Origin of the sequence: Acinetobacter sp. SFD (assembly GCF_001647575.1) — a bacterium.
GTDB lineage: Bacteria > Pseudomonadota > Gammaproteobacteria > Pseudomonadales > Moraxellaceae > Acinetobacter > Acinetobacter pecorum.
Window position 1 is genome coordinate 299,379 of the sequence record NZ_LSZJ01000011.1, and the last position, 12,504, is coordinate 311,882.

Here is a 12,504-nt window from a genome sequence, read left to right on the forward strand (position 1 = left end):
GGGAGAGGGAGCCGTCACCTGATTTCATGCCTATGTGAAATCCAGAATGGAGTTCCCTCTCCTCTCAGGAGAGGGTTAGGGAGAGGTGATTTTGCTTTTTAATTCAAAACATCTCTGCCACAAATCCTCCAACACGACATCCATCCTTCTCAACACATCATGATTCCAATACCGCACAACGGTTAAACCCAAAGCCTCTAAAAACTTGGTGCGTTCAGCATCATATTCTTTTGTCTCATCTGTTCCATGCTGACTACCATCCAGCTCAATCACTAAACCAATTTCATGACAGTAGAAATCTACGATATAGGGTTTGATCACATGCTGACGACGGAATTTAAGATTCATAAAACGCTTGGCACGTAGCAGTTGCCACATGAAGTGTTCTGCATCGGTGGCGGTGTGGCGCATTGATTTGGCGAATTCTAATAATTGAGGATCTATTTTCATTGTTATTTTCCCTCTCCCCCTTGCGAAGCAGTGCTTCTCATCCCAAAGGGAGAAGAAACTTTCATTGTGACTTTAATTATTGTTATTTAATTCCAATATTGAAATTCTAGCTTAAAGTTATTCTGTAATGGATTTCCCCTCTCCTGAGCAAGTTTTAAAGCACTGCTTTAAAACGAAGCGCAAGTGATGAGCAGCACTGCTGCGCAAGGGAGAGGCAATTCTAATTAAGTTAAAGCATCCCATGCCTTAAAAACATCTCCAAGCCACTCACCTTTTTGATATACATCAGGCGTTCTTTTTCTACTTTAATCTGCTGTTTGATGGCTGAAGTATCTTCGTCAATCTGCTTATACAGATCAGCAATTTGAACTTTCCCTTTCCCCTTTTTCACCGCAATTCTGGTTTTCGATGACCAGACCAATCTATGAATCAAGGCATCAATCTGCTCTTGTAATTTCTGGCTCTGTGCATCCAAAGCCAGTTGATAAAACTTGAGTTGCTCTGCGCTTAAACCTTTTTGTGAAACTTCCTGATCTTGTTCAATCTGCAGTTGCATTTTCAGTAACGTAAACAGATCCTGCTCTGCATAAGCCTCATTGGCACGTTGCAATAATTCAGTTTTCTTGATTTTTTTGACATCATTCACTTCACGGTCAGGGTGAATGATGGCAGCAATTTTTAAATATACGGTTTTCAATGACTGCTCTGCCATCGCTGTAACCTGTGCCTGTTTTTCCTGCTGGCGTTTTAACCTGGCTTGCTCACGTGCCTGCTGAAAATGATCTGATTCCCATTCTTCAAATACTTCTACATCTGCAAGATCTGAGGGATTCTCATTCTTAAAGAATGTTTCCAGTTCATTTATTTTCTTTTGGCTTTTTCTAAATTGGGCATGTTCGGCACGTTGCTGATAGTAAGTGAAGATTTCATTCACTTTATGGGCTTGTTGCACCGACATGGCCTGAGAGTCTTTTAGATAATTTGCAAGGTACTGAATCTTTTCATCCAGTACCACCAGTTCTGCCTTTGAAAATGTGGTTTCCTGCAGGTGCTTCCAAAGCTGTTCCAGCTGCTTGAACAGTACGCCATGCAATTCATGGTAGACCGGCATAAATGTTTTATGGGTATATTGCTGCAGATCTTCTTCAGCCTGTTGCCATTGTTGTAATTCCTGTTTCTGTTGCTCGATTTTATCAATCAGATGATCCAGCTTCTTCTGCTGTGGCGAAAGCGCTGTGAACGGCTGAATCATGGTTTTCAAGTCAAAGAGCATGGCAGGAGAAGGTCAAAGAAGAAATAATATCCATATTAAATCTTTCAGCTTTGGTCACAAAGTCCTTTTCAGTGTGCCCTTTCGAAATTTGTATCAGAATTAAAAAAAGCAGACCAAAGTCTGCTTTTTCGCTCTCCTATTGATTATTCCAACACTACACGGCCATTCAAGGACTGCACCGGACGGTTATTTGGGTGTCCCATCAGTTTGGCAAATTCCGAAATCTGCTTGGCAGAAGCCTGCTGAATATCTTTCAGGATCAGCCAGCGTACGCCTTCAGAACACGGCGGTGTGGTCAGCGAGCCGCTAAAACGATAATAATCCAGATTTTTAGGCAACATCTGATTCACCGCTTGTGGCGTTTTTAAAACCACTTTCTCGCCCTGCTTTTTCGGTAAACGGTTCCACATATGTTTGAGCATTTTGCTTTCCTGTCCCTGTTCAAACATCATCCCCACGACAGCCAGCTCACCTTTGGCATTGGCATGGACAAAGTGGATTTCCAGTGGATAGCTTTTGCCTTTAATCAGGTTTTCGCTCGGGCTGTGCAAATGAAACTGTTTTAGCACAAAGGTATCGCCATCCAGTTGCAATTCGCCACCTTGCGCAAAATCCACCTGAACAGTATGACCTTTATTTTCGATCGCATGAATCATGGTGTTATAGCTGAATTTGAGCGGTTCCAGTTCTGCTTTCACTGTTCGCTCAATATTGATTGGTGACTGGTTCAGACCGTTACAGGCCGAATATTTCTGGCTCAAAGTTGACCATTGTTCAGGCTGAGTATAATCCCACTGTGCATCTGCCCAGACTGCTGTACTTAAACCCATAACCGTTAAAAGCGTGAATATTTTTTTCACAATACATCCCTTGGTGGAAATCAAAATCAAATTTCTAATTTAAAAACAGTTTATTAAAGTAGTGTAATCACTCTATTTTTCAGGCCACAAACTACAGATGTTTATAGAAATGAAGTGATTTTCTTACAAATTTCCAAACACTTTCAACAATTTCAGAAAAATTAAGTTACATTAATATTTTTAAATTTCAAATAGATAGAATTAATTTTGACTTGATAATAGGCCATAAAGAATGTGATCTTCTTCAAAGTTAATCTGCTGATTTTTTATGCATTTTTTACATGAAATATATATCTTATTTTGAATAAATTAAATAGCTGGATTTTTTAGCTCAATCTTCTTGTTTAAATAGAATCTATTTCTATTCATAAACTTACACAATCACAGCAGCAAATAAAATACTGATATTGCTAGACTCGAGCCAAAGAGCAAAATGAGGATCAAGAATCTAAATGGACTGGGCCACGATATTTATACATGACACCACCTGGGCGTTTACCGCAGAAATTTTGCTGCGTTGTGCCCTGATGTACACGATGATTATCCTGTTTCTGCGCCTGACCGGAAAACGCGGGGTACGGCAACTTTCCATCTTCGAAGTCGCTATCATTTTGAGCTTGGGTTCGATTGCTGGCGATCCGATGTTTACCGAAGATATTCCTCTGATTCAGGCGGTTCTGGTGATGTCGGTCATTATTATCATGTATCGTCTGACCACCTGGCTCATGATGAAATATCAGTGGTTTGAAGACTTACTGGAAGGTAAACCCATTTATATTGTAGAAGATGGACTGTTGGTCGTTGAAGAGATTAAAAAAGGTAAAATGTCGCATGATGAATTCTTTGCCGAAATGCGACAGCAAGGTGTTGAGCATCTCGGTCAGGTCCGTACAGGTTTACTGGAAACTGACGGTAAATTCAGTGTGTTATTATTTAGCGATGATGAAGTAAAGCCCGGTCTTCCTCTTTTTCCTAAAAGCTGTTCTATTGTCAAACAGGTCAAGGCCAATGAGCTATATGCCTGTATTTACTGTGGACAGGTACAAACTCTTTCGAGTGCCGACCAGCAATGCCCGCGCTGCGATTCTACGCAGTGGTCCGAAACACTTGACTGTTTAAGAGTAACTTAAGCGCGATTTAATAACTGCAAATGGGCAAAAATTTCCGGCAGATGCTGAATTTTATGCTGAATATGTTCGGCATCGGCATGAAAGCCCTGCATCCATAAGGCATTCATGCCGGCATTTTTTGCTCCCTGTACATCATTGACTGGATGATCTCCAATATACAGGCACTGTGCAGATTGCACGCCTAAACGCTCTGCGGTGATCTGGAATATTTCCGGCTGTGGTTTGTTAAAGCCTACCAGTCCTGAACTGATAATTTCATCAAAATAAGTTTCAATACCCAAACCCCGAATCGTATTCAAACGGGTATCATGTCCGCCATTGGAAACAATGGCTAGCTGATAACCCTGATCTTTCAGCTGTTTTAATACTTGTATTGCTTGTGGCATTTCTACAGCGAAACGACCAAACTGGCGAAACCAGAACTGGGCCAGTTCCTCTATGCTCGGAGGATTTAACCAAGACAATTCCTGCAATAAGGCATAAGCAGCCGAAGCGCCAATACTGCCATGCGTCAGCAGTTCCTTTTTAGGATAACCGCCATTATCAATACGTCTTACAATCTCGATAATTTTATCTGAATCGACCTGTGCCAATGCTGGAGCATAATATTCTGCCAGATAACGGCTATAGGCCTGTGTAGTCAGATCACGGTGGGTCAAGGTATTGTCAAGGTCAAATAAAACGGCTTGGATCGTCATAATGTTCAAATCAAAATGTTGAAACTTTCAGTCATGGTAACAGCCCGAAACTGGGTAGATTAGACCTAAAATTGCTAAGTTTTGTTGTTTTAAGCATAAAAAATTGATGCTGAAGCACCGCTTTTTGATAGGAAAATAAAACTCTCGATTAGAATTTGTATTCTAAGCCTGTACAAAAATCCCTATGCTTTATTCAAAATAACCTTCTCCCAAGGTATTGATATAAAAAATCCCACCAAGTGGTGGGATTTTTTATATTTAGCTTCACATCATCAATTAGAAGCTATATTTACTCATTAAACCAATACGGTTATCTTTGAATTTTTCATTATTAAAGGTTTTACGCTCACCGTTGACATACTCAACACCAAACTCAAGCGGTTTAACTGGTGAATACACCAAGTTTAACCATGCTTGTTGTACCTCTTTGTTTGCAGCCTCATTGAGGTCTGCATAGTCTGAGTCTTTATCAGCAAACAATGCACCATAACCAAGTGAGGTTTTTAAGTTAGGTAAAATACTGTACGTTAAGCCCGTTTGTACCGCCCAAATTTCATTTTGCTCAATATTACGGTTACCTTCATCATCTACGAATGCAGCATTGGCATTGGTACCATACAAAATACCGTTTACACCTTTGGTATAGCTGACATCCAGCGTCGCTTTTAAAGGATCAATTACTTGATAGGTTGTACCTGCTGCTAGACCCCAACCTGCTTTACGCTTATTAGTGTCTTCATCTTTATAAACTTCAACTAAAGCACGCGCAGACGCATTACCTTTTTTGTCATCAAAGTTGTGTGCCAATTTAGCAGTCAATGTTGGTACGCTTGATTTGATGTGTTCAACACTTACTCTTTGGCCTTGGGCATTGAATTCAGTCTGTGCAGCACTTGAGTTTGGTTTTTCTGCCGCCAAGAACAATTGCGTTGCTGGTGTCAAATCAAAACCATAACGAACCATTGGTAGACGGGTAGTACCACCACCGACGTTGGTGCTGAAATCAATCATAAACGGTGCATGATTTGACAAGAAGTTAGATTGGGTTTGACCAATCAACCAATTTTCATAGGTTAAATATGCTTGACGTATACGGAATGAATCGTTAGTACCTGCAAAATCACTTTCAAGTTTACCGCCAACCTCTGCACCGTTAACACTGGTTTTAAAATCTAAACCCAATCGTGTTGTTTTTGCGGTTGCGACTAACTTGTCTCTGGTTTGACCATTGGTTTTAGCAACGTCAGAGAAGTCTCCTGCTGAACCTTCAATGATATAGTTTGCATCACCACGAACGAAACCATATAGCTTCACTTCAGTATCTGATTTTGTACTTAGTGCTTTCGGTGCAGCTGCTGATGGTTGTGGTGCTGCTTTAACTTGTTCAATCTGCACGGCTTGATTTTGCTGAACTTGTTGCTGCTGTGTTACTAATGCTTTTAGTGCTTCAACTTCTTGACGCAGCTGCTTAATTTCTTTTTGCTCTTGTGTTTCAGCATGTGCAACCGTCCCCATCATCAAGGTTGTTACTGCGACTGCTAATCCCTTAACTAAAAACTTTCGTGTTAAAACTTGATTCATTAAATTCTCCATATTGAACAAACGTTCATTGGCTTTGAAAGCTCACTGATTCCCACTAAAATCTAAAGCGTGGGGAATATCTATAATTATAAATTGACTTATTTTATTATCTCGCGAGATCACTCACGAACAATATGCATAGTTAAAAACCATCCTTATCATGTTACATGATTTTACTGGATTTATGATTTTTTACTATACCTACATAATAAGCCGTATAAAAACATCAGAAATTTAACAATTTTAGACTCAGTTTGAAATCATTTTTATCTCATACTTTTAGCTAAAATATGTATTAACGACACTTTTAAAATAATTTGATTGTTTTTAATACGGCTTTAATTGATGCGTTGCAATGATCAGGAGTCTTGCTGTGTTCTACCCCAAAATACGATAGGCCATAATAAAAACACACTGATCCATACAATATATGTTAAATACTGTGCATACCCCCAATAATCCCCGAATATCCCACTCAGACTATATAACCCACCACTCACTGTGGCCATCAGCGCCACCTGAAAGGTAAAATCAGTACCGGCCAGATGCTTGCGACTGTATTGCATGACCAAGGTCAGCATGACCACCAAGAGCATGGCAGAGATCATATCTTCGGCGGCATTAATCAGATAAATGATCCAGTTTTCTACTTTATTTTGGATTTCATACTGGGCAGCCAGCCAGGCATAAGCCATTAAAGTCATGACTTTCAGAACAGAGAAAATCAGTAAACTCCGGCTACGTGACCAGTATTTCAGACACCAGCCAGCCAATCCGGCCCCAATCAGTGCCGCAAATGCACCTAACATGGTGACATAAAGGCCAATCTGGCTAAAGCTCAGCCCGAGATCTACCATTAACGGTTTTAATAAAGGCCCGGATAAACCATCGGCGATTTTAAAGGTCAGTAAAACCAGAAGCCACCTCGCCAAGGTTAAATCTGACCAAAAGTATTGAAAATAGGTTTTTATATTGCTGAGTGCAGGTCCTTTATCAGCTGGCGTGATAATTTTTGAATGCTGAGGTTCTCTAAAAAGTAAAATCGGTAAAGTATTAACAAAAACCAGCGCAGCCAGCAACAGAAAAGTACTTTGCCATTGCAGCAAATCGAGCAGCCATAATATGGCCCCGCCTCCGACAATGAATCCCAGACGCGAACCAATCACCTGAAAGGTATTGCCCCAGTGTTGCTGCTCATTTTTCAGAATATTGACTGCCAGTGCATCGGTCGCAATATCCTGCGTGGCGCCAATACCATTCATCAGCAAAAGCATGATAAAAAACAGCAGTAAATATAGCGGCTGGTTCAAAGCCTGAATGGGTAGAAAAGAAAGTCCAATCAAGACAGTAACTGACAGCCATTGCAAGGGAATAATCCAGCTACGGTAATGACCTTTGGCACTCGATCCATGCCGATCAACTAAAGGCGCCCAGAATATTTTGATCGACCACGGTATCATCAGCAGGCCAAAGCCCCCGATATGCGCCAGTGATACCCCTTCAGCCCGCAGAATGACCGGCAAGGCATGCGTCATAAATCCGACCGGAAGCCCCTGTGCCCAATACAGCGAAAACAGTAAGATATAGATATTCCGCATATGCAGGCCAAGTCCTTAGGGTGAAAATGCATTAACGGCATTTAAGATGCCATACATTTTGCCAATGATCCGGATTTTACAACAGTCTAATATAATCAAAAATAAAGAAAAATTAGTTTCAGGAAGAGACAGAAGTAATGACCCAGACACGTTTCCCCCGGTTACCGCCGCATGTCCCGGCTCGTGGCAGCAAACTGAGCCGGACTTTTTTCAGGCAACTTTTCTTGGCTCAGGGCTGGCGTCTGGAAGGAGAATTTCCCGATTTGCCCAAAGCTGTGGCCATTATTTCTCCGCATACTTCAAATATTGATGCCTGGCTCGGTTTTAACGCCCTGCTCGGTCTCGGTATTCAGATTACGATTTTTGGTAAAGATAGCCTATTTCGCACTCCCCTCAAGCCGGTTCTGGAATGGATTGGGGTCGTTCCAGTCGTGCGGGATAGTCCACAAGGTCATACCCGACAGATTGTCGAGATTATTGAAAAATCACCTCAAATCTGGGTCGGTATGGCACCAGAAGGCTCACGCAAGGGTCCTGAAAAAATCCGCAGTGGTTTTTATCATATTGCCAAAGCGGCGCATTTGCCGATTGTGATGTTTTCCTTTGACTATGACATCAAGACCATTCACATCTTGGGTATATACCATCTGACCGGTGACTATGAATATGATCTGGAAAAGATTTATCAGTATTATGAAGGAAAATTCTCGGCCAAAAATCCAGAGTGGGTAGCCAAGCCGTTACAAAAGCTTTTGAAAAAAGACTAGGCAAATACGGCTTTTTTTGATGTGATAGCCTAAATTTTGTTGATTTAATCACCAGTTTTATAATGAAGTTAGCCCATTATGCCTTGATTGGCTGTCTTGGTTTAAGTCTTGCAGCCTGTGACAAAGCCACTAAAACACCCACCACTACCACGCCTATCAAAGCCCGCGAACCCGTCGTCGCACTTGCTCTCGGTGGTGGCGGTGCCAAAGGTTTTGCCCATATTGGTGTGATTAAAGTACTCGAATCACATGGCATTAAACCGAAAATCGTCACCGGTACCAGTGCCGGCAGTTTTGTCGGCAGTCTGTATGCCAGCGGCAAATCCCCTTATCAGTTACAGCAGATTGCCCTAAATTTTAAAGAGTCGGATATCCGCGATTTAACCTTGAACCGGCAAGGGATTATTGCCGGACAAAAATTGCAGGATTTCGTCAACAAGAATGTAGCGAACAAACCGATTGAGCAGTTCCCGATTCGCTTTGCTGCTGTTGCCACTCGTCTGGACAATGGCCGCAAGGCAGATTTTATTAAAGGCAATGCCGGCCAGGCAGTTCGCGCGTCCTGCAGTATTCCGAATGTGTTTGTGCCTGCCGTGATTGGCGGCACCAAATATGTTGACGGCGGCCTGGTCAGTCCGATTCCGGTCAAGACCGCCAAAGATATGGGAGCTGATATTGTCATTGCCGTGGATATTTCGGCACGCCCAGATGGCAATAAAGCCCTGAACATGTGGGGTGTCCTAGATCAGACCCTGAATATTATGGGACAGCAAAGCATTCATGAGGAACTGAGTCAGGCCAATGTGGTGATCCAGCCCAAAGTCGGCCATATCGGTACTTTAGACCTGAAATCCAGTAATGCGACCATTCTGGAAGGTGAAAAAGCAGCCCAGCTGAAAATTCGTGCCATTGAAAAAGCAATTACTGATTTCAAGCAGTCTCCTGCAGCACTTAAACCGCCGCGTCAGGCTAAATTTTGATGCACGATTTTTTTATATTCATCTGCGGCCGCATCTGCTACATTGAAGATCAATCATATAAAGATGATGATTAATTAAATACTTAGCGATATAGGTCACGATATGGAATTAGTTCTTGAACCTTGGCACTGGTTTGTATTAGGCATCCTTCTGATCCTGTCAGAATTACTGCTGCCCGCATTTGCTGCCCTTTGGTTCGGGATTGGTGCCGTCATGGTTGGTGTCCTGTACTGGATGTTCCCGATGATGGGACTGACCACCCAGATCCTGACCTGGATCATACTTTCTGTACTGTGTACGCTGCTCTGGTTCAAGTTTATCAAACCGCTTTCCACCGACAAGACTAAAGCGGGTCTGTCGCGTGAGGCAACGATTGGCCAGATTGGTATGGTGATTCAGATCAATCTGGATCATGGGCAAATCCGGGTACGCTTTCCCATGCCAGTTTTAGGCTCTGATGAATGGGAATGCCGAACTCTGGACCCAGTTCAGGTCGGTGACCGTGTTCGCGTCGTGGATATTCTTGGAAACGACCTGGTCGTACAACCTCACAGCACACATTATCAAAATCAATAAGGTGAATAAGCTATGTCTGGTGGTTCTATCATTGTTATCGCGTTTCTGGCCTTTGTGGCAATTACCATTTTTAAAGGGGTGCGGATTGTACCGCAAGGCTACAAATGGATTGTACAGCGTCTGGGGAAATACCATACCACGCTAAATCCTGGCCTGAATTTTGTTATTCCCTATGTAGATGAAGTTGCCTATAAAGTCACAACCAAAGATATCGTTCTGGATATTCCTTCACAAGAAGTGATTACCCGTGATAACGCTGTCCTGCTGATGAATGCCGTGGCCTATATCAACCTGACCACACCGGAAAAAGCCGTGTACGGGATTGAAAACTACTCATGGGCAATTCAGAACCTGGTACAGACTTCACTGCGTTCGATTGTCGGGGAAATGGATCTGGATGATGCCTTGTCTTCACGTGACCATATCAAGGCACGCTTAAAATCCAGTATTTCCGATGATATCTCGGACTGGGGTATTACCCTAAAGACTGTGGAAATTCAGGATATTAAACCTTCTATCACCATGCAGACTGCGATGGAAGAACAGGCAGCTGCGGAACGTCAGCGTCGTGCGACAGTCACCAAAGCTGACGGTGAAAAACAGGCCGCGATTCTGGAAGCGGACGGCCGTCTGGAAGCCTCTCGTCGTGATGCTGAAGCGCAAGTGGTACTGGCTGAATCTTCACAACGTGCAATTGACATGGTGACTTCCGCCATTGGTGATAATGAAATTCCGGTCGCCTATTTACTCGGTGAACAGTATATTAAAGCCATGCAAGATATGGCCAAATCGCCAAATGCCAAGACTGTGGTACTGCCTGCTGATGTGCTGAATACCATTCGTGGTGTGATGGGACGTCCTAACTAGATTTAATAAATACTTCATAATAGGCAGCCAATTGGTTGCCTATTTCTCTTGAAAATAAGAAAATCTCAGCAAAGATTGTGAATTTATGGTTAAATTTCGCGTTTATTTTTGAAATCTCCTGGATTCGATGTTGCCTGACTTTCGGATTAAAGTTTCTCGCATCTGTCACAATCCTTATTTCGATCTACTGTCCAACTTAAAAATGGATACCGTATGAGCTCCCTAAATCCAACCTTAATTACCTTTCTTTTTTATATTGTCGCCATGGTGGTGATTGGCCTGATCGCTTATCGTGCGACAAGCAACTTTTCCGATTACATCTTAGGGGGCCGACGTTTAGGGAGTTTCGTAACTGCACTTTCTGCAGGGGCTTCCGACATGAGTGGCTGGCTACTGATGGGTCTGCCCGGTGCAATTTATCTTTCCGGCCTGTCTGAAATGTGGATTGCCATCGGTCTGATTATTGGTGCCTGGCTCAACTGGCTGCTGGTCGCTGGCCGTTTACGCGTACATACCGAAGTCCAGCACAATGCCCTGACCCTGCCGGATTATTTCTCGAATCGCTTCAATGACCAGAAGAAAATCCTGCGTATTGTTTCGGCTTTCGTGATTCTGATTTTCTTTGCGATTTACTGTGCTTCCGGCATGGTTGCAGGCGCACGTCTGTTCGAAAGCATGTTTGGCATGTCTTATAGCACCGCACTCTGGATCAGTGCCATTGCCACCATCAGCTATGTGTTTATTGGTGGCTTCCTGGCCGTGAGCTGGACCGATACGATTCAGGCGGGGCTGATGATCTTCGCCCTGTTGCTGACGCCAATCGTGACGTTGATGGCATTTTCAGATATGTCCCAAGTGACTTTGGCACTGGAAGCTGCTCGTCCTCAAGCAATGAATATTCTGGGTGATCTGAGCTTTGTTGCGATTATTTCCCTGCTGGCCTGGGGTCTGGGTTACTTTGGCCAGCCGCATATTCTGGTGCGCTTCATGGCAGCAGATTCGGTCAAGTCGATTCCAAATGCACGCCGTATTGGCATGACCTGGATGATTCTATGTCTGGGTGGTGCAGTAGCCGCCGGCTTCTTCGGGATCGCCTATTTCCAGCAGCATCCAGAATTGGCAGCTGCAGTGAATGCCAATCCTGAAACGGTATTTATGGAACTGACCAAAATCCTGTTTAACCCATGGATTGCAGGTGTGGTACTGGCTGCCATTCTTGCCGCAGTAATGAGTACTTTAAGCTGTCAGTTACTGGTCTGCTCAAGTACCCTGACGGAAGACTTCTATAAATCTTTCCTGCGTAAAAATGCTTCGCAAAAAGAACTGGTCTGGGTTGGCCGTTTGATGGTACTGCTGATTGCCTTGCTGGCGATCTGGATGGCGGGTAATCCTGAATCCAAAGTACTGGGGCTGGTGGCGTATGCCTGGGCAGGTTTTGGTGCCGCCTTTGGTCCGCTGATTATCCTGTCACTGTTCTGGAAACGCATGACCTTGAATGGTGCTTTGGCAGGGATGATCATAGGTGCAGTCGTGGTTATTTTCTGGAAGAACCTGTTTGCTGACACTGGACTGTATGAAATCGTTCCTGGCTTTATCTGTTCAATGCTGGCGATTGTGGTGGTGAGCCTGATGGGTAAAGCGCCAACAGCAGAAGTGACTGACCGTTTTGAAGAAGCGGAACGCCTTTACAACGAAAGCAAATAATTCTGTAGCAACTAAAAAAG

12 protein-coding genes are annotated in these 12,504 nt (G+C 43.3%); 6 read left to right on the plus strand and 6 right to left on the minus strand.

Going from position 1 to position 12,504, the window contains the following annotated elements; genetic code table 11:
* Positions 1-75: 75 nt before the first annotated feature.
* From AY605_RS06845 to AY605_RS06855, 3 genes are all read right to left on the minus strand, one after another.
* Positions 76-450 (minus strand): endonuclease domain-containing protein, encoded by a 375-nt coding sequence (locus AY605_RS06845; RefSeq protein WP_064095689.1) that lies wholly within the window; start codon positions 448-450, stop codon positions 76-78.
* 229 nt (positions 451-679) lie between these two features.
* Positions 680-1,723, minus strand: a complete 1,044-nt coding sequence (locus AY605_RS06850) for a hypothetical protein (protein ID WP_064095690.1) — start codon at positions 1,721-1,723, stop codon at positions 680-682.
* Positions 1,724-1,866: 143 nt separating this feature from the next.
* The gene (locus tag AY605_RS06855) at positions 1,867-2,553 is read right to left on the minus strand and encodes a carbonic anhydrase (protein WP_064095691.1); all 687 of its coding nucleotides are present in this window, start codon (positions 2,551-2,553) and stop codon (positions 1,867-1,869) included.
* 482 nt (positions 2,554-3,035) lie between these two features.
* On the opposite strand from AY605_RS06855, the gene AY605_RS06860 reads away from it, so the two are divergent.
* A complete protein-coding gene (locus AY605_RS06860; RefSeq protein ID WP_064095692.1) occupies positions 3,036-3,713 on the plus strand; it encodes a DUF421 domain-containing protein in 678 nt (225 codons plus the stop codon).
* Here the strand turns inward: AY605_RS06860 and AY605_RS06865 are convergent.
* The 3 genes from AY605_RS06865 to AY605_RS06875 all read right to left on the minus strand — a co-directional run bounded on the left by AY605_RS06865 (position 3,710) and on the right by AY605_RS06875 (position 7,590).
* Positions 3,710-4,411, minus strand: coding sequence for an HAD family hydrolase (locus tag AY605_RS06865; RefSeq protein ID WP_064095693.1), 702 nt, complete (start codon positions 4,409-4,411; stop codon positions 3,710-3,712). The two genes, AY605_RS06860 and AY605_RS06865, sit on opposite strands and share 4 nt — an antisense overlap.
* A gap of 276 nt (positions 4,412-4,687) precedes the next feature.
* Entirely contained in the window at positions 4,688-5,992 is a 1,305-nt protein-coding gene (locus AY605_RS06870; protein ID WP_064095694.1) for a DcaP family trimeric outer membrane transporter, read from the minus strand.
* Between the two features lie 359 nt (positions 5,993-6,351).
* Complete coding sequence (locus AY605_RS06875) at positions 6,352-7,590, minus strand: MFS transporter (protein WP_064095695.1); 1,239 nt, start codon at positions 7,588-7,590, stop codon at positions 6,352-6,354.
* A gap of 137 nt (positions 7,591-7,727) precedes the next feature.
* Between AY605_RS06875 and AY605_RS06880 the strand changes: the two genes are divergently transcribed.
* From AY605_RS06880 to putP, 5 genes are all read left to right on the plus strand, one after another.
* Complete coding sequence (locus tag AY605_RS06880; protein WP_064095696.1) at positions 7,728-8,357, plus strand: 1-acyl-sn-glycerol-3-phosphate acyltransferase; 630 nt, start codon at positions 7,728-7,730, stop codon at positions 8,355-8,357.
* A gap of 62 nt (positions 8,358-8,419) precedes the next feature.
* The gene (locus AY605_RS06885) at positions 8,420-9,337 is read left to right on the plus strand and encodes a patatin-like phospholipase family protein (protein ID WP_064095697.1); all 918 of its coding nucleotides are present in this window, start codon (positions 8,420-8,422) and stop codon (positions 9,335-9,337) included.
* Between the two features lie 102 nt (positions 9,338-9,439).
* Positions 9,440-9,913 (plus strand): NfeD family protein, encoded by a 474-nt coding sequence (locus tag AY605_RS06890; RefSeq protein ID WP_064095698.1) that lies wholly within the window; start codon positions 9,440-9,442, stop codon positions 9,911-9,913.
* A 12-nt stretch (positions 9,914-9,925) separates the two neighbouring features.
* Positions 9,926-10,780: an SPFH domain-containing protein gene (locus AY605_RS06895; RefSeq protein WP_004279377.1), complete on the plus strand. Its 855-nt coding sequence runs from the start codon at positions 9,926-9,928 to the stop codon at positions 10,778-10,780.
* 213 nt (positions 10,781-10,993) lie between these two features.
* Positions 10,994-12,484 (plus strand): sodium/proline symporter PutP, encoded by a 1,491-nt coding sequence (putP, locus tag AY605_RS06900; protein WP_064095699.1) that lies wholly within the window; start codon positions 10,994-10,996, stop codon positions 12,482-12,484.
* Positions 12,485-12,504 lie beyond the last annotated feature (20 nt).